Genomic DNA, 19,569 nt, shown 5'->3' with positions numbered 1-19,569 from the left:
CAAATGGACAGCGAGCACAAAGTTTAGTTCAATACACACCCACATTATGGCCTGCGATACCAACCCAATGCCACAATCCTTCGAGTTCGATGTACTGGTGATCGGCAGTGGAGCTGCCGGTTTGACAGTGGCTCTGAATCTGCCACCCCATTTGCAAGTCTGCGTCCTCAGCAAAGCGGCCATCAGCAGTGGCGCCACGCTTTGGGCCCAGGGCGGAATTGCGGCGGTTCTTGACGGGGAAGACTCCGTTGAAAACCACATCCAGGACACCCTGGACGCCGGAGCAGGCCTTTGCCACAAAGACGCTGTGCGCTTTACTGTAGAGCACAGCAAAGCCAGCGTTGACTGGCTGGTTGATTCCGGCGTGGACTTCACTCGCGATAACAACGCCGCTTTCCACCTGACGCGCGAAGGCGGCCACAGCCATCGCCGCATTATCCACGCTGCAGATGCCACCGGGCAGGCGGTATCTACCACTCTGGTGGCCCGGGCCGAAGCACGGGCAAATATCACGCTGATGTCCGGCCGGGTGGCGGTAGACCTGATCACCAATCGCAAACTGTCGCTGCCAGGCAATCGTTGCGTGGGCGCCTACGTGTTGAAACTGGATGACAATCACGTTGAACTGATTCGTGCCCGCTTCACGGTAATCGCCACCGGCGGGGCCTCCAAGGCCTACCGCTACACCACCAACCCAGACGGTGCGTCTGGTGACGGCATCGCTATGGCCTGGCGTGCTGGCTGCCGTGTCGCCAATATGGAATTCAACCAGTTTCACCCTACCTGCCTGTACCACCCCCACGCCAAATCGTTTCTGATCAGCGAAGCTCTGCGCGGCGAAGGCGGGCACTTGAAGTTGCCGGATGGCAGCCGCTTTATGGACCGTTTCGACAGTCGTGCCGAACTGGCACCCAGAGACATTGTTGCCCGTGCCATCGATCACGAGATGAAACGCCTGGGCGTAGACCACGTATATCTGGACATCAGCCACAAGCCGGCAGATTTTATAAAACATCACTTCCCAACCATTTACGAAACCTGCCTGACCTATGGCATTGATATCACCTGCGAGCCAATTCCAGTGGTGCCTGCGGCTCATTACACCTGCGGCGGCATCATTAGCGACCAGCGCGCCAGAACCGATATCAACCAGCTTTACGTGGTCGGCGAAGCCGCTTTTACCGGCCTGCACGGTGCCAACCGCATGGCCAGCAACTCTCTGCTGGAATGCCTGGTGTATGGCCGCGCTGCCGCGGAAGACATTACCCGCCGGGAAGCCGACATACCGGCCGTGCCAGACGTTCCGGAGTGGGATGAAAGCCAGGTTCGTGATTCTGATGAAGACGTAGTCATTTCCCACAACTGGGACGAACTGCGCCATTTTATGTGGGACTATGTCGGCATAGTTCGCACCACGAAGCGCTTGCAGCGTGCCAAGCACCGAGTCGATTTGCTGTCTCGGGAAATTGGCGATTTTTACAGTAATTACCGGGTATCCAACGATTTGCTGGAACTGCGCAATCTGGTTACCGTGGCAGATCTTATTATTTGTTCGGCGCTGCAAAGACACGAAAGCCGTGGGCTTCACTACACCCTGGATTATCCGGCGATGCAGGCAGAAGCCGGTGACACCGTATTGGTACCCACCACTTACCGTACCTCTGCGCCCTGATATCCCAATATGAGTGATATCAGGTAGTACTAAACCTACAACTGACAGGATGCGTTATGTCTGAAACTCAAGTCACTTCCAACTCGCCCGAATTCAAGCGCTTATGGTGGCACAGCCGCCGCGGCATGCTAGAGCTAGACAATCTTCTGGTGCCATTTCTGGAACAGGCATACTGTGATTTGAACCCAGATGACCAAGCCCGCTATGAAAAACTGCTGACCTGTGAAGACAACGACATGTTCGAGTGGTTTATGCAACGCAACAAGTCTGACGACCCGGACCTGCAGCGCATCGTTGAGGTTATTCTGAAACGTGTCCAGCCGAATTGATATCAGACTGCGCCCAACCGGGCTGGTGGGTGCTATCGCCGCCCTACCTTGGTTGGTGCTAGCGGGTTTTGTGAGTTTGCTGTCCACTGATGGCCATGTATGGTTGCTGGCGATGGTTCCTTTAGCTGCCGTTGGTACGTTTTATGCCGTTAGCAGCCATGGCTTGCTGCTAGGGCAACATTGCGTGGTTGGATTGCGCCTTCATGACGGCCAACTGTGGGCCTTACACCACGACAACGCGGCGGTCGCCGTCAATCCGGGCCCTGGCAGCCGCATTGGCGCCCGCTTCAGTGTTCTGCAATTACGCCAAGCCCACAGCAACCGCTATTACACAACGGTATTGCTGCTCAGCGGCGGCCGTGGCAACCTGCCCTCAGACGATGCGCGCAGTTTGCGCCTGTGGCTGAGGCTCGGGCAAAAACCTATACCCGCCACCGTTTGACCCCATTTGCATTTGTTTTGCGGAGCTTGTAATGAGTGATACCACCACCTACCCATCAGTTGACAGCCCAATTGCACCCTCCACTGGCCCCTCCATTGCAAACGGGATAGCAGAGCAACCACTGCCAGAAAACAACTGGGCAGAGCTGAGTGACCGACTGATGCTGACGGTCAGCGGGGCTGGCACCGAGAAATTTTTGCAAGGCCAGTTCAGCCAGAACGTGAGCGAAGTCACCGCGGGTAAGTCCCTGCATGCAGCCGCCAGTAATCGCAAAGGCCGGGCCTACGCCCTAGTGCGTATGTTGCGCCACGATGACGATATTCTGATGGACTTTAGCCGCGAGCTGGCGGATGCCACTGAGGCCGAGCTGCGCAAATATTTGATGCTGTTTCGCGGCACCACTATGGCCCGCCTGGATGACAGCAAAATCATCGGCATCTTTGGCAGTGAACTGGCACAGGCGGTGGCGGGTGACCAGGCTTCGCTAGTTACCGATCTGCGGCAACCCGGGGACACCCTGACCACTGGCCACGGCCATCTTATTTTGCTGGAACCGTCCATCGAAGGCCCTGCGCGCTATGAGCTCTGGTCACCGGACGGCGCCTTACCCGATGTACTCCAAACCAAACGTCAATGCAGCCTGGCTACCTGGCAAGCCGGACAAATTGCCGCCGGGGTGCCATGGTTGACCAGCGCAACCGCCGGCGCCTACGTACCACAAATGCTGAACTGGCAACATTTGGGAGGCGTCCACTTCAAAAAAGGCTGTTACACCGGCCAAGAAGTTATTGCGCGCATGCACTTTCTCGGGCAGCTGAAAAAGAGCCTTTACCGGCTGACCGTTACCGCCGATCCAGAACCGGCCGTTGGCGACGCTATCAGCAATGGCGAACGCAACGTGGGCGAAGTGGTCAATATTTTGCAGACCGGGCCGCAGCAATATCATTTGCTTGCGGTCATTCGCCATGACGCCGCAAACGGCCCACTAACACTGGAAGACAGCGCCGATGCCAACATACAGCTGTGCCCGCTGCCATACGCGGTGCCGGAACGCGAACAGCCGCATAAGACGGCAGATACATAATGTGACAGGCAAGCGTCGCTGAATTTGCTATAAACTAATCGACGATGCGGATACCCAACAGGCCACAGGCCCGCGCTTCATCGCTTAACCGCTTAATTGCTCAACCGGATCTGATCACCCTATGTCGAACATCGCTGACACCATCAAGAACGATCTGATTACTGCCATCAACAGCGACAAGCTGGTACTGCCCACACTGCCCGAAGCTGCGCTTAAAGTTCGTGATATCGCACAGTCTGAAGACTCGGCAATCATAGATCTGGTCAAAGTAATCAGCAACGATACAGCGTTGTCTGCGCGCCTTATTCGCGTTTGTAACAGCCCGTTGTTCCGCGGAAATCGCTCGATCGAGAACCTGAATATGGCGGTAAGCCGCCTGGGTATGACCTACACCAGCAGCCTGGCCATGGGCCTGGCCATGGAGCAGATGTTTCAGGCCACCTCGGATATGATCGACAAACGCATGCGCGCGACCTGGCAGGCCAGCATAGAAGTCGCTGGTATTTGTCACGTTCTGGCCCAGAATTACACACGTCTTAAGCCCGAACAGGCCACCTTGGCGGGCATGGTGCACTTGATTGGCATGCTGCCGATACTGCGCTATATCGAAGACAATGACATCCAAATAAGCGGCATTGTGCTGGATGAAATCATTGCTGAACTGCACCCGCAGATTGGCGCCATTATCCTCAAGCGCTGGGATTTCCCCGCCGACCTGCAAGATGTTCCGTTACTTTATAATCAGTTCGACCGAAGCCCTGCCAAGGCTGATTACAGCGATCTGGTGATGATAGCAAATTTGCAGAGGGTTGCCGGGACCGATCACCCCTGGGCTCAGATGGACTGGAGCACCATTAGCGCGTTTGAACGGCTTGGGCTGGACCCAGACGGAAGTGACGATGAAAACCTGGACGCCCAGATGGCGGCCGCCATGGCGATGCTGCAATAGTTAGTGTTTATTCGGAAACATGAATTTTCAGCCAGTTCAACTCACCTTTGGACGTGGAACTGAGCTGAGTACATTCAAAAAATCGGAGGCGGCTAAATAACGATCCGTTTGGCCGTTACGTTATCAGTTCGTCCAACTATAAGGTTATAGGGGTGCATTTTGTGGCCGGAAAGAATTTCTTTTCGGGCTGGTGATGGTGTCTCAACAAAAAAATGTATAGGCTTCTATCGTCTTAAGACAAGCCGGTTTTCGGAGTAAAACCGGTGTTCACCCAAGGAAGGAATATCTCATGAGCAACCTCATGGTCGCCTGCGTTGGCGACACCCACGTTTGCCCCCTGCACGGCCACGGCAGCAGCCCCATTATTGCGAACGGCGCGACCGCAAGCGTGGATGGAGTACCCATTGCCCGGGTGGGCGATGCCTGCGGCTGCGGTGCCGTGATCGTTCAGGGCTATCCACTGGCCCTGCTGGACGGCCGCCCCCTTGCCCACATGGGCAGCCCTACCTCCCACGGTGGCCAGATCATCACCGGCAAACCCCGTGTCCTATTAGGCGTAGCCACCTTCACGGCACCGGTGGTGGATTTCGCCAAGGCTGGCGCCTTGAACAGCCAGGGCCAACTGACCCCGGAAGCTGAACAGGCGCTGAACAAAGACCCTTTCGGCTTTGTTGAGTGGGCCAAAGCCAAAGGCGCACTGGTAGACGAAGGCCTGGAAGGTGCGACCCCGGAAGAAATCGAAGCTTCGAAGCGCTATTCAGAAGGCCGGTCTGACCTGCGTCCCAAAGTGACCGTTGAAGCCGGCGTGTTCTTCGACGGCACCGGCAACAGCATCGGTAACACCGGTGCCTTTGAGCGAAACGTGGATGAATGCCTGACCGCTCAGGCGGCAGGAGCCATCAGTGAGGAAACCTGCAGCGCTGAAATCTCGCAACTGATGGAGGGGAGCTATCTTAATGCTGAGACCAATGTGGCAAAGCTCCACACGCTCTATCAACCCTTGTCCACCGACACGGTCACCGTAGAGAATCACCGTATTCGCGCGTATGTCTCGGGCGTTGGCACCAAATCCGGTAAAGAGGATGACGCCTGGGCCATGGGCACCGGTATGGGGGAGCGAGGGATTCTAGCCAAGATTATGTTGGGCTGCCAGAACTTAGCCGACGAAATATATAAGGGTGCAGGTACTCGGATAGATAACCTTGTTTTGGATATTTTCGGCTTTAGCCGGGGCGCGGCCACCGCCCGGCATTTTGTGAACGAAGTGCAGGATGGCGTTGGTGGTGCGTTGGGCCAAGCATTTCAGGAGCAGGGCATTGCCTGGCCAAAAAACGTCACCATTCGTTTCTTGGGGCTGTTTGATACCGTCGCAGCAGTTGTAGACGTGCGGAGTGGCGACTTTTCAGCTCACAATGCCAACAATGGTGACGTGCGTGTAAATATCACCCCCGACGCGGCTCAGAGAGCCGTACACCTGACCGCCCGGGACGAATGGCGTTACAACTTCTCTCTCAACAGCCTGCGCGGGCCGGATGGCAGCCTGCCGGGTCATTTTAACGAGTGGGTACTGCCCGGGGCGCACTCCGACATTGGCGGTGGCTACCCCGAAAATTTCCACGAACACATTAAAGTAGTCCAGTCCCGTAAGTTCCTCGGCCACCACCCCAGAGAAAGCTATGAGTACGCAACAGTACTGATGGAGCGCAGGCAGCTGATTGATCAAGGTTGGCTGGGGCCAAATAACCCTGAAGCCACGTTAACGGTTGAAGAAGCCTACCGGCGGAGGCTAAAAGAAGGCGAAGTCGAATTGCAGTTCCAACTCTGGCTGGACCGGCGAGTACAGGCCGAGTATTCCCGTGTAGCCCTGCGGCAAATGTATCGGTTGGCGAAAGATGCGGGTGTGCCACTTGACCCGGTAGACCCTGCCGATCCGGATATCATCTTGCCGGATGAACTCCAATCTATAGCTGCCCAGATCACCCGTCACATCAACGAAGGTCATCCACTGCAATTAATGCCCAAAGAAGAAGCCTTACTTCGCCAACGCTACATTCATCACTCGGCCCATTATCAGACCGCCGGACCACTTTTTCCATTCAAACCCGCACCCGGTGGCGTGCGGGACATACATCCAAACAGGGGGCTCAAATGATGAAAAGGTTCGTGATGTTTGCAACGATACTCTTTATGAGTGTGTTGTCGGGCGGCTGCTCCGTAGCGAGCACTCCCAAATGGGATCGCCCTGTAACGTACGGCGTTCGAGTAGCTGTCCCACGTCATTACGACGCCTGGGTCAAAAGATTACGGTTTGAAGCGACAGGTGAGCGAGCCTGGTGGTGGCCGGTTGGCATCACCAATTGTTGCTGGAAAGATCTGGGGAGAGGCGGTGGCGAACTGGAACCCATGCCCGATTATATCCACGTAACGTGGTTTTCCTTTGCCGAACAGCAATCCTATACCCGGCTGATCCACATCCTTGACCCGGATGCCTTGCGCGAGCGAATGGAGCAGCCAGCACCTGTATACAAGTGGGGAAAACTACACAACTTACCCCGATACAACTTGGTTCTGGGGCTTGCTCCTGGTGGCACAGTCGTCCTATGGATTATGAATTGGGGTGAAACCGCCATCGAAGTGGGACGCTATAAAGCAGTCAAAATAGACACTCACCCTGAGTATTATGAGAAGAGAACTGAACGCTATTTATCGGATAATGGCTCCTATCTCAAGGAGCACGGCCTTCAGCTTGACCGATGGTAAAGATGGTTTTCTACCGGCGCGCGTGGGTGCTGCCCGGGGCGCACTCCGACATTGGCGGTGGCTACCCCGAAAATTTCCACGAACACATTAAAGTAGTCCAGTCCCGTAAGTTCCTCGGCCGCCACCCCAGAGAAAGCTATGAGTACGCAACAGTACTGATGGAGCGCAGGCAGTTGATTGATCAAGGTTGGCTGGGGCCAAATAACCCTGAAGCCACGTTAACGGTTGAAGAAGCCTACCGGCGGAGGCTAAAAGAAAGCGAAGTCGAATTGCAGTTCCAACTCTGGCTGGACCGGCGAGTACAAGCCAAATATTCCCGTGTAGCCCTGCGGCAAATGTATCGGTTGGCGAAAGATGCGGGTGTGCCGTTTGACACATTGAACCCTGCCTTGGAGGAATATGCCCTGCCCGACGAACTGAAACCCATCGCCACCCAGATCACCCATCACATCAACGAAGGTCATCCACTGCAATTAATGCCCAAAGAAGAAGCCTTACTTCGCCAACGCTACATTCACCACTCGGCCCATTATCAGACCGCCGGACCACTTTTTCCATTCAAACCCGCACCCGGTGGCGTGTGAAACATCCATCCAAACAGGGGGCTCAAATGATGAAGAGGTTCGTGATGTTTGCAACGATACTCTTTATGAGTGCGTTGTCGGGCGGCTGCTCCATAGCGAGCACTCCCAAATGGGATCGCCCTGTAACGTATCAGCTCCAGGTCATCGCGCCCCGGCACTACGATGTCTGGGGAAAATCTCTGGAATTGGAGGCGTCCGGCGAGCGAGCCTGGTGGTGGCCAGTAGGCATCACCACTTGCTGTTGGAATAGTCCGGGGTTGAGTAACGGTCCCGAGCTGGAACCCATGCCCGACTATATTTACATCAGTTGGTTTTCACTTGCCGAACAGCAGTCTTACGCCAGACTTATCCACATACCCGACCCGGAAGCCTTGCGTGAGCGTATGGAGCAACCTGCTCCGGTTCAGAGAAAAGGCAAGACCGTCAACATGCCACGTGACACGCTGGTTCTGGGGCTCGCCCCCGGGGGCACGGTTGTCCTATGGATTATGAATTGGGGTGAGACCGCCATCGAAGTAGCGCGTTATAAGGCGGTGCCTTTTGACGATGAGAAAAACGACTACTCAATATGGGTTGATGAATACCTGAAAGAGCATGGCGACTATCTCAATCAGCACGGCCTTCAGCTTGACCGTTGGTGAAGATCATAGGCCAACGAATCACGGGAGAGCTCTAATAGTGAGTTGCTCAGTGAAGAGAAAGTACGGGAGGCTTATTTGAGTATGTGATTGCGTGCAGCTGCCGGCTACCAATGAAGCGTTTTTCATCAATCAGATTCTGCCTGTGCCCGATTAGGTCTTTTGTCATCACACCTCTGTCGGTTTCGACCTCCCAATGCGATGACAGCCAGCAACAGATTGCAAGCGAGCATCGTCCTATTATGCTCGTCAGTGGAGAGATCAAATATCTCCAGCCCATCTTCAATATTTGCACCAAGTAGAAAAGGCATTTGGTCATCTGAGGTGGCGCTCAGGCGCTGGCCGTTTCACAAAGCCAAAAAGAGAAAAATCACGAGCGCTGGGGAAGCGCCCAGTCAATAGCGCCAAGACCCTTGTCACCCAGCCATTGATTGGCCCGGGAAAAATGTTGGCAACCAAAAAAACCGCGATAGGCGCTCAGGGGTGATGGATGCGGCGCTTCCAGCACCCGATGTTTTTGATGATCAATACCGCGACCCTTTTTGTGGGCGTAACTGCCCCAAAGCATAAACACCACTCCCTGGGCCTGCTCATTGACTGCTGAGATCACAGAGTTGGTAAATTCTTCCCAGCCCATACCTTGATGCGCACCAGCACGGCCCTGCTCGACGGTTAAGACGCTGTTCAGTAGCAATACGCCCTGGTCGGCCCAGGCCTGCAAACACCCGTGCGCTGACGGCTGTATGCCAAGGTCACTGCGAATCTCTTTAAACATATTCACCAGCGATGGCGGTGTACGAGTACCGGGCAACACCGAAAAGCTCAAACCGTGGGCCTGGCCCGGCCCATGGTAGGGATCCTGCCCCAGAATCACCACTTTCACCTGTCCCAACGGCGTACTGTTCAGCGCGTTAAATACCTGGTGCACCGGTGGGTAAATGTTCTTACCCGCCGCTTCCTCTGCGGCTAAAAACTGCGCCAAAGACGCCATGTACGGCTGCCTGAACTCTTCTGCCAGCTGTTCCGACCAGCCGCGGCCCGGCAGCAGTTGCTGCGCCAGCCCCTGTAGCGGCGTCATCGCTTAGCCTTCGCTCTTTTTGCTGTCCGCTTTGTGTTCCGGGCGCATGGCCGGAAACAGGATAACGTCGCGGATAGAGGCGGAGTTGGTCAGCAACATGGCTAAACGGTCGATACCAATGCCCTCACCCGCGGTGGGAGGCAGGCCGTATTCCAGCGCCATTATGTAATCTTCATCATAGAACATGGCTTCGTCGTCGCCTGCGTCTTTTTCCGCCACCTGGGCGCGGAAACGCTCGGCCTGGTCTTCAGCGTCATTCAACTCAGAGAAGCCGTTAGCAATTTCGCGGCCACCGACAAAGAATTCGAAACGCTCGGTAACAAACGGATTGCTGTCTTTGCAGCGGGCCAACGGTGACACTTCTTTCGGGTACTCGGTAATGAACGTGGGCTGCATCAGGCGGTGCTCGGCGGTTTCCTCGAAAATTTCGATGTGCACTTTACCAAGGCCCCAGCTGTCCTTCACTTTAACGCCCAGGTCTTTCGCCATCTGCCGCGCAAAGGTTTCGTCCGCCAGTTGTTCGGCGCTGACGTTTTCGTTGTAGCGCACAATAGCGTCAACAACGGTCAGCCGATCAAACGTTTTACCAAAGTCGTATTCAATGCTGCTTTCGTTACCGTCGGCGTCAACCGCCGTATTCACCACCAGGCTGGAGCCTAAAACCTGCTCGGCAATGCTGCGCAGCATGTTTTCGGTCAGATCCATCAGGTCGTTGTAGTCGGCGTAGGCCTGGTAAAATTCGACCATGGTAAATTCCGGATTGTGACGGGTAGAAAGCCCCTCGTTACGGAAGTTACGGTTGATTTCGAATACTCTTTCAAAACCGCCCACCACCAGGCGTTTCAGGTACAGCTCCGGGGCAATGCGCAAGTACATATCAATACCCAATGCATTGTGATGGGTCATAAACGGCCGTGCGGCAGCGCCACCGGGAATCACCTGCAACATGGGGGTCTCAACTTCCATGAAGTCACGATCGGCAAAAAACTGGCGCATGACGGTAATGATTTTTGAACGCGCCAGGAATACTCGACGGCTGTCTTCGTTGACCATCAAATCCACATAGCGATGACGATAGCGGGACTCGGTATCGGTCAGGCCTTTGTGTTTTTCCGGCAGCGGGCGCAACGATTTTGTCAGCAGCAGGTAATCATCCATAGTGACGTAAAGGTCGCCCTTGCCCGAGCGCGCCAATATGCCGCGAACCCCGATAATGTCCCCCAGATCCCAGTGCTTTGTGGCCTTTTGCACGTCTTTGGAGGCGTACACCTGAATTCGGCCAGTCACGTCCTGAACTACCTTAAATGCCTTGCGATCCAGCATCATGCGGCCGGCAATGGCCACAGGAATCGCCATGTCTTCCAACTGCTGCTTGCTATAATCCGCGTATTTTTCCAGCAGCTCGGCGGCGGTACTGTCTCTGCGAAAATCGTTGGGAAACGCATTGCCCTGCTCGCGAATATCCGCCAGTTTGGCGCGGCGCTCGGCAATCAGCTTGTTCTCATCAGGCTGGGCATCGGGCTGGGCATTGTGCATTTGTTCAGTCATTTTGGCTCACTGGGAATAGGAATCGGGTTAGTCCGGATCATAAAAGAGCGGCGCTGAATCAGAGCGCCATTTTCAGGCTGGCTTCAATAAACTTGTCGATATCGCCGTCCAATACTGCTTGGGTATTGCTGGTTTCTACCTTGGTGCGCAAATCCTTGATACGGCTGTCATCCAGCACGTAAGAGCGGATCTGACTGCCCCAGCCAATATCAGACTTGGAATCTTCCAGCTTTTGCTTCTCGGCGTTACGGGCCTGCATTTCGTGTTCGAACAATTTGGCTTTCAGCTGTTTCATGGCCTGATCTTTATTTTGATGCTGGCTACGACCGGCCTGGCAGGCTACAACAATGCCGGTCGGGTTGTGGGTCAGGCGCACGGCCGACTCGGTGCGGTTAACGTGCTGGCCGCCAGCACCGGACGCGCGATACACATCCACCCGCAAGTCCGCCGGATTGATTTCAATCACAAAGCTGTCGTCTACCTCAGGTGCCACAAACACCGATGAAAATGAGGTGTGCCGACGGTTGCCGGAATCAAACGGCGACTTCCGTACTAAACGATGCACGCCGGTTTCGGTGCGTAACCAGCCGAAGGCGTACTCGCCCTGAATATGAAGTGTGGCGCTCTTTATACCCGCCACTTCGCCTTCCTGCAGTTCAACAATCTCGGCCTTAAAACCACGGCGCTCCGCCCAGCGCAGATACATACGCAGCAGCATATTGCCCCAATCTTGGGCTTCGGTGCCGCCAGAGCCGGCCTGAATGTCCATATAGGCGTTGTTGGCGTCCATTTCACCGGAAAACATACGACGGAATTCGAGCTTTTCCAACTTTGCATCCAGCTCGGCAAGATCGTTTTCGATGTCGGCAACCGTGGCTTCGTCGTCTTCTTCAACGGCCATTTCAAGCAGACCGTCGGCATCGGTCAGGCCGCTGGTTAGCCGGTCAATGGTGGACACGATCAGTTCCAGATCAGAGCGCTCTTTGCCCAAAGCTTGCGCCCGTTCGGGATCTTCCCAAACGCTGGGCATTTCCAGTTCGCGCTCTACTTCGGTCAGACGTTCGCTGCGCTGGTCGTAGTCAAAGATACCCCCTGAGCGCTTCAGTGCGCTCACGAAGTTCTTTGATCTTCATAACAATGGGATTGATTTCCATGAAATGCGGACTCGCTCTGGCAAGTGATGATTAAAACAGTGGCATGATTCTACCGGAAATCTGCCGTTAAATCAGCCGCCACAAAGCCACACACAGCGTGCTTTTTTGCGCTTGGCACACACCCTTCTGCCTGACCCACTGATTCAGCGCCGAATTGGCAAGGGTTTCGCAAAAACTGGCACAAGTTTCGCAAGTTCCTCATCAACACACAGTTAAATGCCGGCAAAACTGCAGGGTTTTGCCGCTTTTTATGCGAACACGAGGTGCCCCATGCACGCACAGTCCGAAGCCCGTCACAATCCCGCTCACCAAACCGAAACAGCCCGGCTGCTGCTGCTGGCCAATGAGACTTATAGCCGCTCTAACCAAAGCGACACAGCCTACGCTCAGCGCGTGGCCGCGCGTATCGAATGCCGTGAACAGCTGCAAAGCCTGTTAATGCGGGCACCCGAAAATGCCCAGGCGCAAGGTTTGATGGGCAGAGTGGAGATGGACGACGGCAATCTGCAAAAAGCCCACACCTTGTTTAACACCAGCCTGAAACTGCACCCCGACCAAGCACAGCAATACATCAACCTGGGTTACTGGGCGCTGAAAGTTGAGCGCCCGGCTCAGGCCGAGCAGTATTTTTCCCAGGCGTTGCAGCACGAACGGCAATCTGCTTCCGCATTTAGTGGCATAGCCCATGCAAAACGGCTTCAGAATCAATTTGATGTCGCCTATCTACATTACCGCACGTTGATTCACAGCGGCCACGCCAGCACCAGGGTTTACAGTGCGATGCTGGAGTGTGCCAGCCACCTTAGCGTTCATAACGCTGATCCGCTGCTGCGTGTAGACGCCATTACCTTGCTCAACCAGAGCCACCTGGCGCACCAGAAAATTGGACGCTTTGTCTGTGAGATACTACGCCAGCACTATTCAACAGACACAACAGCACCAGATACAACCGGCGCAATGGATGAGCTGGCCGTTGCAGCCAGCGACGAGCTGCTGCTTCTGGCGTTAAACCAGATCCTTCTGCCCGACCCTGCTGTGGAATCACTGATCACCTCATTGAGACACCAGCTGGTAAAGCACATTGCCGACAGTGGCGAGCTAGAGGATGGGCTGCAACAGCTCGCACTCGGGCTGGGTCGCTACGCCGAACGAACCGGTTACGCGCTGGCCACCGAAGAAGATGAACAGCAACTGGCAGCGACCCTAAACACCAATCTGCGAGCACAATTCAATCAGGGAGACAGCCCGGAGGCTCTGGCCGGCTCGATCATTATCAGCGCGCTTTACGGCGCTCTGTTCCATCAGGATTTTGCCGCCGCGCTGGGGCATTGGAATCTGGTGGATTGGCCGTTGGCGATGCAACCACTGATGGCCGCAAGTTATTACGACCGTGCCTGGGAAGAAGCCGTGAAACAGGATTTTGCAGAGAAAGCGGACGAGCTGCATCTGGATCGCGACGACACACCCCAAGCCTGGCCGGCCTGGACAGAGCTCAACAACAACACTGAAACCAGCCTCCGAGCGCTGATGGCCAACGAATTAGGCCTGCCTGTCGAGCAGCTGCCGGCCACATTGCGGCTGATGGTGTGCGGCTGCCAGAGCGGCCAACGAGCGCTAGAGTTGGCGCGTTATTTAAGCGATGTGGAAGTCATCGCGGTGGACGAATCCTTGGCGAATGTAGCCCGCGGCAGCGCCATGGCCGAGGCGACAAATATTGATAACATTGTGTTCTGGCCATGGTCGTTGGCGCAGCGCTTTATTGCCGACGGCCATCAGGTGCACTGGGTCGAAATAGGCCGCTTGCCCTCGCCAGCAATGGCTGACCTGTCGCTGGCCAACCTGGTGGACCAGGTTGCCGCCTCTGGCGCAGTCGTCCATCTGCACACCGATATGGCCGAGCAAACCCGTGGCGACAAGCAGATACGCCGGCTTATCAGCGAGCACAATTTAGAGCCCCGCCGTAATACGTTGCAGCAACTGCGGCGCATGGTGTTGAATAATCGCTTAGGCGACGTTTGGCAGAGCCTGCTGCAAGATGAAAATTTCTACAGTCTGGGCGGTTGTCACGACCGCTGGTTCCGGCCACAGAGCGAACAGCAACTGAAATCTGTGCTGGCCATGGTCAGTAACGAAGTGCAGTGGAAGCTGGTCAAGGCCCGCGACGAAGACGGTCACAGCCTGGCCACCGGCCCGGTACAGCAGCAGATTCGCGAGGAAGCCTTAGGCAGTCACGTTCAGAGTCTGCTAGGCCAGCAACTGAGCGTGTATTTTCAGCGCCGGCGCTGATTGCGACAACTCTGACTAACGCGAATCAGGAAAACACAACGGGCCTTAGCGGCCCGTTATTCGTTGCCTCTACAAGTAAGGGGAAATAGCTTCACCATACAAGTGCAGTTCTTCGAGAATGTGCCGTTGTTGCCGAGTTATATCTGGCTTCGCCATCAGGCGCTGAAGTTCCGCGCCATATTCGGCAAGTGACAACCAACCTTTCGCTGGCTGGGTCAATCTTTGCTCGCGAAACTGCTCCCAACGCTGCATTTCCTCACCGCTCAAGGTATCCGGATAATTGCGAGCACGATAACGAAACAGCATTTCGGCCAAGCGTTGGTCGGTAAACTGGAATTCGCTTTCGGCAAGCTGCTGCGGCTCCATTGCCAGCGCGCGATCCAATTGCCCACGGTCCCCCGGGCTGAGAAAGCCGCCCGCATAAATCTGTTCGTCCGGATCCGTCAGCTTGGTGTCATAATCACGTTCGAAAGCAGCGGCCACGCGCTGCCCAAAATCTGGCCCTGCCTGGCGCAGAATGGCCAGATGGCGACGCATCTGCTCACCATCGAGGTCCAGCTGTTGCAAACGTTCCGGCGAGAGCGTCGCCAGCATGGTCGCCGGCGCCAATACCGGGCACTTGTTCAGCTGAATCGCCTTTAGCGGGAATCGGCGAATGCCTTCCGGTAACGCAGACTGCGCGGTAAAAACCCGCTCGCGAATCTGCTCAACGCTGGCTTTAATCAGTTCATTAGGATTTTCGCGCAAATCATAAACAATCACCTGATTCTTGTTGCTGGCGTGTTCGGCAACTGGCGCTACCAGCGCGCAACTGCCCTGGCTGGCCGGGTACTTTCCGGACACGTGAAAAACTGGCTTTCGTGTGGAGGTATCCAGCATTTTGCGGGCCGCCTGCTTGGATTTGTTGGCCAGCGCAAATTCAAACAACCGGGGTTGGCGCTCCTTGATCAGTCGCGCCAGCGCAAGCGTTGCGGTTACATCAGACATGGCATCATGGGCTTGGCCATGTTCAAGGCCATTGGCTCGGGCCAAATCTTCTAGGCGAAAGCTCGGGCTACCATCGGGCTTTAGCGGCCATTCTATGCCTTCTGGACGCAGCGTATAAGCCAGGCGCACCACATCAATCAGGTCCCACCGCGAATTACCATTTTGCCATTCCCGACCGTAAGGGTCCCGCAGGTTGCGATACAGAGTATTGCGGGTTACTTCATCATCAAAACGCAAACTGTTATAGCCCACCACACAGGTGCCAGGCTGACTGAAGGCGCTGTTGATCATCGTAATGAATTCGGCCTCGGGATAGCCTTCCTGCGTGGCTTGCTGCGGTGTTATCCCGGTAATCAGACAGGCTTCAGGGGCCGGCAGATAATCATCAGATGGCCGGCAGAAGATAACCAAAGGCTCTTCAATAATACTGAGCTCGCTGTCAGTGCGGACACCTGCAAACTGACAGGGTCGGTCGTGCAATGGGTCGACACCAAAGGTTTCATAATCGTGCCAGTAAAATGTGGGGGTCAAAACCGCAAACTCCTGCAAATAATACGGCGCTGATTCTGACAGAAAATACTGCCCGCGCCCGGTTGTAGCCGGCTTACACAAAAGCACCGGCCATTTATATATGTACAGATCTCATACAATTAACGTAGCACCAATGTACATACGAGGCTTCACTGTTGTAACATCCAAACACTTCCATTTTGCCTGGATTTGCATATGTTACCTGACATACTGATTTGCGACGATTCCGAGATGGCTCGCAAACAGATGGCCCGAGCGCTGCCAACCGCATTGCGTCATCAGGTCAGCTTCTGCCGCAATGGCAGTGAAGCACTCGCCCATATACGCAACAACGTGCCAGACCTACTGTTTCTGGACCTGAATATGCCCGACCTGGACGGCTACGAAGTGCTTGCGCATCTTCGCAGCGAACAGATCGAGCTGCTGACCATTGTGGTGTCTGGTGACATTCAGCCCCAGGCAAAGGCCCGGGTTTTTAGTTTGGGGGCCGTGGCTTTTCTTAACAAACCGACAGCCCCGTCAGCGGTTGCAGGGCTGCTTGCCCAGTACGGCATTTACAGCGAGCCGGAGCAACCTCAACCTTCAACTGCTCCACCTTCGGGCTCGCAGCCGGAGACCGACACCCCGAGCCACTCTGCAAACACCAACCCTGACCTGCAATTATTGCTGAATGACTACCTGCGGGAAATCGCCAATATCGCCATGGGGCGCTCATCAGATCTGTTAGCACGTTTACTGGGTATTTTCGTGCGCCAGCCGATACCGAAAGTGGCTTTTATTGCCAGTTCCGAACTGCACATGACCATCGCCGCGGCGGATGATGAAGCGCATTATTCGGCCGTATGCCAGGGCTTCACCGGAGCCGGAGTTGCCGGCGAAGCTATGCTGCTGTTCGCAGACAGCAGTTTTCGCGAAATGGCAGAGATGCTGCACTACGACAATCTGGACGGCCCGGCGGTCAATATTGAAGTGCTAATGGACATGTCCAGCATTTTGTTCGGCGCATTTTTGAAAGGCATTGGCGATCAGATGAATTTACGGCTGGGCCTTAGCCACCCAACGGTACTAGGCCAGCATCGACAGATTGCCGAGCTGTTGGACCACCATTATAATCACGAGCAGCAACTGTTGTGCATTGAAATCACTTACACCATTGAAAACCATAATATTCAATGTGACATGCTTGTGCTTTTTACCGAAGATTCGCTGCCATTTTTGCAGCAACGTTTACAATACCTGGCGGAGTAACGAATGCCATCATTAAACTCGGAAAGCGTAAGCTCGTTCCACTGGATGGCTGACATGGTTGAGTCTGTGGAGGTTGGCCTGGTCGTACTAGACTTGGAGTTCCGCGTGCAGATGTGGAACGGCTTCATGGAGCATCACAGCGGCATGACCGCCAGCAAAATTCACAATCAGGTGTTGTTCGAGCTGTTCCCGGACATCCCCCGCGCCTGGCTCAGCAGTAAAGTTGAAGCCGTGACCCTGCTGAACACTCGCGCGTTTACGTCGTGGGAGCAGCGCCCTTACCTGCTGCGCTTTCGCAATACCCGGCCAATTACCGGTACCGAAGAGTTCATGTATCAGAACCTCACCATCAGCCCGCTATGCGGCCCGTCTGGGAAAGTAGAAAAAGTGTGCCTGATGATCTACGACGTTACCGATATTGCCAGCAGCAAACGGGCACTGGAGCGCGCTAACGATCAACTTGCCAAGCTAAGCATGATCGACAAATTGACGGGACTATTTAACCGCGGCACCTGGGAAAATCTACTGGATGCGGAATTTTCACGCCATCGGCGCTACGGTGGCAACAGCACATTGGTGATGTTTGATATTGACCATTTTAAAGCCATTAACGATAGCTTCGGTCACTTGGTAGGAGATGAAGTGATTCGCCACACCGCGGCAACAACCCGCAGACACTTGCGCCATTCAGACAGCGCCGGGCGTTATGGCGGGGAAGAGTTCGCTATTATTCTGCCAGAAACCGATACTGAAGGGGCTCTCACTATTTGTGAGCGTATTTTGAGCGCCATTTCACGGGAAACGGTCACAGTAGATAGCCACGACATTAGCTACACCGTCAGCATTGGCATCGCGCCTCTCACCGATAATTCAAAAAATTATATGGCTTGGTTAGAGCAGGCAGACCAAGCTATGTACTCCGCGAAACAGGGTGGGCGCAATCAGATTGTTACTTTCTAGTGGCCGTTTTTGATGCTGGTTGCGGCTGACCAGTAACTACTTGAGCCCCAATAATAATATTTGCCATCAGAAACGCAAACCGGAGCGCTGGTAAATAAGCGCTCCGGTTTTTTGCACACTATGACTGCAGCCAGATTATGACTGGCAGACTAGTCCTGCCAGCTCTGTACTGCCTCTTTTCCGTGCTTTTCACGCCACTCGTTAAGCGTCTTGTGGTTGCCGCCACGGGTTTTAACCACTTCGCCGGTGTGCGGGTTGCGATAAGTTTTTTCCGGGCGTTTGGCACGATTACCACCGCCAGTCGTGGCGGTTGATAACGAAGCAATAGACGGATCAATCGCGGCCAGAATCTGCACGACGTCTTTCGGCGATTTATTGTATTCGCCCATCAATTCACGAACTTTGTTTTCAAACGCCAATTCACTTTTCAGTGCTTGATCTTCTTCCAGCTTCTCCAGCTCTGCCGCCAGCTTTTCCATCAGCTGCTTCTTTTGATAATAATCGTTAATTTTCGCCATGAAATTTAAACCTTAAGGTCTGAAGTGCCTGATATGAACGATGACAATATACCAATTGTATGTAGTCACCAAAATGTCGATATCAATAGTAATGAATCAGTAACGCCAAATCAAAGTATTAATGAAATATCCACCGTATTAAAACTTACAATTACTTCAGACTCCAAAACCTCTACCATTTCTGTTAAGGCATTATCAATTGTCACTGATTTCTTAATGACGTTATCGGCAGAGATATACGCTGGTTTTTCTGCATGAAGGTTAACGAAGCCAGCAAAGTAAAACTCCACGGTGAATACTGGCCGGTGAAGGCTCAAATACATAATCTGACGTTACTGTCGGCCCACGGCGACTACAACGAGATTCTTGAATGGTTGCCAGCGACCAAGTGCGCCGTCGCCTGCATGAAACCCTCAGGTGGGACGCCGAGGTACCGGAGCTGGGCGCTTGAGTGGATATATGATCTGACATACGCTCTGTGCGCTTTTTTGTAAGCCTGAACTTACACAACAAAGGGTAAAAGGCTTACAACAAAGCGTAGCGAAATTGGTTACACTTTAACGGTCAAGGATGACACGCTGGCACGGAATGCTAACACATGGAAGAAACCCCACGGAACCGGGGGCGCTCGAAGGAGTCGGGCATACAAGGATGGAATTCAGGGAAGATGCGCCCAGGATGGGTGAAGCCTGATGGATCAGGCCGGGGTCATAGTCACGGGCAACACAGCTGGCAAGGATGTCAGCTGTGCCGTGCGCCCCGTAGCAACCTACTCTCCTATCTCTTGAAGTTGCGCCTGCC

19 protein-coding genes are annotated in these 19,569 nt (G+C 54.5%); 14 read left to right on the top strand and 5 right to left on the bottom strand.

The features are described from left to right. Positions 1–67: 67 nt before the first annotated feature. From nadB to MIH18_RS20105, 9 genes are all read left to right on the top strand, one after another. Positions 68–1,672, top strand: a complete 1,605-nt coding sequence (gene nadB, locus MIH18_RS20145; RefSeq protein ID WP_249005538.1) for an L-aspartate oxidase — start codon at positions 68–70, stop codon at positions 1,670–1,672. Between the two features lie 56 nt (positions 1,673–1,728). Then, entirely contained in the window at positions 1,729–2,001 is a 273-nt protein-coding gene (locus MIH18_RS20140) for a succinate dehydrogenase assembly factor 2 (RefSeq protein ID WP_249005539.1), read from the top strand. After that, a complete protein-coding gene (locus MIH18_RS20135; RefSeq protein WP_249005540.1) occupies positions 1,985–2,443 on the top strand; it encodes a hypothetical protein in 459 nt (152 codons plus the stop codon). The genes MIH18_RS20140 and MIH18_RS20135 overlap by 17 nt, the downstream gene beginning before the upstream one ends. 31 nt (positions 2,444–2,474) lie before the next feature. Next, positions 2,475–3,527 (top strand): folate-binding protein, encoded by a 1,053-nt coding sequence (locus MIH18_RS20130; protein WP_249005541.1) that lies wholly within the window; start codon positions 2,475–2,477, stop codon positions 3,525–3,527. Positions 3,528–3,648: 121 nt separating this feature from the next. Next, positions 3,649–4,476 carry an HDOD domain-containing protein gene (locus MIH18_RS20125; protein WP_249005542.1) on the top strand — a complete coding sequence of 276 codons (828 nt, stop codon included), beginning with the start codon at positions 3,649–3,651 and terminating at the stop codon, positions 4,474–4,476. A 289-nt stretch (positions 4,477–4,765) separates the two neighbouring features. Continuing rightward, positions 4,766–6,628 carry a DUF2235 domain-containing protein gene (locus MIH18_RS20120; RefSeq protein ID WP_249013321.1) on the top strand — a complete coding sequence of 621 codons (1,863 nt, stop codon included), beginning with the start codon at positions 4,766–4,768 and terminating at the stop codon, positions 6,626–6,628. Then, positions 6,625–7,236: a DUF2931 family protein gene (locus MIH18_RS20115; protein ID WP_249013320.1), complete on the top strand. Its 612-nt coding sequence runs from the start codon at positions 6,625–6,627 to the stop codon at positions 7,234–7,236. The genes MIH18_RS20120 and MIH18_RS20115 overlap by 4 nt, the downstream gene beginning before the upstream one ends. Further along, a complete protein-coding gene (locus tag MIH18_RS20110) occupies positions 7,230–7,820 on the top strand; it encodes a DUF2235 domain-containing protein (protein ID WP_249013319.1) in 591 nt (196 codons plus the stop codon). Before MIH18_RS20115 ends, MIH18_RS20110 begins: the two co-directional genes overlap by 7 nt. Positions 7,821–7,846: 26 nt before the next feature. Continuing rightward, entirely contained in the window at positions 7,847–8,461 is a 615-nt protein-coding gene (locus MIH18_RS20105; protein WP_249005546.1) for a DUF2931 family protein, read from the top strand. Positions 8,462–8,828: 367 nt separating this feature from the next. On the opposite strand, the gene ung is transcribed toward MIH18_RS20105, so the two are convergent. The 3 genes from ung to prfB form a co-directional block, all read right to left on the bottom strand. Beyond that, a complete protein-coding gene (gene ung, locus MIH18_RS20100) occupies positions 8,829–9,536 on the bottom strand; it encodes a uracil-DNA glycosylase (RefSeq protein WP_249005547.1) in 708 nt (235 codons plus the stop codon). Between the two features lie 3 nt (positions 9,537–9,539). Further along, entirely contained in the window at positions 9,540–11,084 is a 1,545-nt protein-coding gene (lysS, locus tag MIH18_RS20095; protein ID WP_249005548.1) for a lysine--tRNA ligase, read from the bottom strand. 58 nt (positions 11,085–11,142) lie between these two features. Further along, a protein-coding gene (gene prfB / locus MIH18_RS20090) for a peptide chain release factor 2 (RefSeq protein ID WP_349292874.1) occupies positions 11,143–12,238 on the bottom strand; the annotation gives its coding sequence in 2 pieces (ribosomal slippage) (positions 11,143–12,165 and positions 12,167–12,238; 1,095 coding nt in all). 270 nt (positions 12,239–12,508) lie between these two features. Between prfB and MIH18_RS20085 the strand changes: the two genes are divergently transcribed. Next, entirely contained in the window at positions 12,509–14,524 is a 2,016-nt protein-coding gene (locus tag MIH18_RS20085; RefSeq protein ID WP_249013318.1) for a hypothetical protein, read from the top strand. A 69-nt stretch (positions 14,525–14,593) separates the two neighbouring features. On the opposite strand, the gene sbcB is transcribed toward MIH18_RS20085, so the two are convergent. Continuing rightward, on the bottom strand, positions 14,594–16,042 hold the full coding sequence (gene sbcB, locus MIH18_RS20080) for an exodeoxyribonuclease I (RefSeq protein WP_249005551.1): 1,449 nt from the start codon (positions 16,040–16,042) through the stop codon (positions 14,594–14,596). Between the two features lie 195 nt (positions 16,043–16,237). Here sbcB and MIH18_RS20075 point away from each other — a divergent pair, with 195 nt between their 5' ends. Then, on the top strand, positions 16,238–17,290 hold the full coding sequence (locus tag MIH18_RS20075) for a response regulator (RefSeq protein ID WP_249013317.1): 1,053 nt from the start codon (positions 16,238–16,240) through the stop codon (positions 17,288–17,290). Between the two features lie 3 nt (positions 17,291–17,293). Continuing rightward, positions 17,294–18,250 (top strand): sensor domain-containing diguanylate cyclase, encoded by a 957-nt coding sequence (locus MIH18_RS20070; RefSeq protein ID WP_249005553.1) that lies wholly within the window; start codon positions 17,294–17,296, stop codon positions 18,248–18,250. A 149-nt stretch (positions 18,251–18,399) separates the two neighbouring features. Here MIH18_RS20070 and MIH18_RS20065 read toward each other — a convergent pair whose 3' ends face one another. Beyond that, positions 18,400–18,768 carry a histone-like nucleoid-structuring protein, MvaT/MvaU family gene (locus MIH18_RS20065; RefSeq protein WP_249005554.1) on the bottom strand — a complete coding sequence of 123 codons (369 nt, stop codon included), beginning with the start codon at positions 18,766–18,768 and terminating at the stop codon, positions 18,400–18,402. A 33-nt stretch (positions 18,769–18,801) separates the two neighbouring features. Between MIH18_RS20065 and MIH18_RS20060 the strand changes: the two genes are divergently transcribed. Both MIH18_RS20060 and MIH18_RS20055 read left to right on the top strand, forming a co-directional pair. After that, entirely contained in the window at positions 18,802–19,026 is a 225-nt protein-coding gene (locus tag MIH18_RS20060) for a hypothetical protein (RefSeq protein WP_249005555.1), read from the top strand. Beyond that, entirely contained in the window at positions 19,023–19,262 is a 240-nt protein-coding gene (locus MIH18_RS20055; protein WP_249005556.1) for an MBL fold metallo-hydrolase RNA specificity domain-containing protein, read from the top strand. Before MIH18_RS20060 ends, MIH18_RS20055 begins: the two co-directional genes overlap by 4 nt. Positions 19,263–19,569: the final 307 nt, after the last annotated feature.

This window comes from Marinobacter sp. M3C (assembly GCF_023311895.1).
Lineage (GTDB): Bacteria > Pseudomonadota > Gammaproteobacteria > Pseudomonadales > Oleiphilaceae > Marinobacter.
This window is presented reverse-complemented; position numbering and strand designations above follow the sequence as displayed.

Excerpts from the sequence above, each read along its gene's own strand:
- nadB (WP_249005538.1), top strand. The coding sequence starts at position 68 with ATGCCACAATCCTTCGAGTTCGATGTACTGGTGATCGGCAGTGGAGCT.
- MIH18_RS20140 (WP_249005539.1), top strand. The coding sequence starts at position 1,729 with ATGTCTGAAACTCAAGTCACTTCCAACTCGCCCGAATTCAAGCGCTTA.
- MIH18_RS20130 (WP_249005541.1), top strand. The coding sequence starts at position 2,475 with ATGAGTGATACCACCACCTACCCATCAGTTGACAGCCCAATTGCACCC.
- MIH18_RS20125 (WP_249005542.1), top strand. The coding sequence starts at position 3,649 with ATGTCGAACATCGCTGACACCATCAAGAACGATCTGATTACTGCCATC.
- MIH18_RS20120 (WP_249013321.1), top strand. The coding sequence starts at position 4,766 with ATGAGCAACCTCATGGTCGCCTGCGTTGGCGACACCCACGTTTGCCCC.
- MIH18_RS20115 (WP_249013320.1), top strand. The coding sequence starts at position 6,625 with ATGATGAAAAGGTTCGTGATGTTTGCAACGATACTCTTTATGAGTGTG.
- MIH18_RS20110 (WP_249013319.1), top strand. The coding sequence starts at position 7,230 with ATGGTAAAGATGGTTTTCTACCGGCGCGCGTGGGTGCTGCCCGGGGCG.
- MIH18_RS20105 (WP_249005546.1), top strand. The coding sequence starts at position 7,847 with ATGATGAAGAGGTTCGTGATGTTTGCAACGATACTCTTTATGAGTGCG.
- ung (WP_249005547.1), bottom strand. The coding sequence starts at position 9,536 with ATGACGCCGCTACAGGGGCTGGCGCAGCAACTGCTGCCGGGCCGCGGC.
- lysS (WP_249005548.1), bottom strand. The coding sequence starts at position 11,084 with ATGACTGAACAAATGCACAATGCCCAGCCCGATGCCCAGCCTGATGAG.
- MIH18_RS20085 (WP_249013318.1), top strand. The coding sequence starts at position 12,509 with ATGCACGCACAGTCCGAAGCCCGTCACAATCCCGCTCACCAAACCGAA.
- MIH18_RS20075 (WP_249013317.1), top strand. The coding sequence starts at position 16,238 with ATGTTACCTGACATACTGATTTGCGACGATTCCGAGATGGCTCGCAAA.
- MIH18_RS20070 (WP_249005553.1), top strand. The coding sequence starts at position 17,294 with ATGCCATCATTAAACTCGGAAAGCGTAAGCTCGTTCCACTGGATGGCT.
- MIH18_RS20065 (WP_249005554.1), bottom strand. The coding sequence starts at position 18,768 with ATGGCGAAAATTAACGATTATTATCAAAAGAAGCAGCTGATGGAAAAG.
- MIH18_RS20060 (WP_249005555.1), top strand. The coding sequence starts at position 18,802 with ATGAACGATGACAATATACCAATTGTATGTAGTCACCAAAATGTCGAT.
- MIH18_RS20055 (WP_249005556.1), top strand. The coding sequence starts at position 19,023 with ATGAAGGTTAACGAAGCCAGCAAAGTAAAACTCCACGGTGAATACTGG.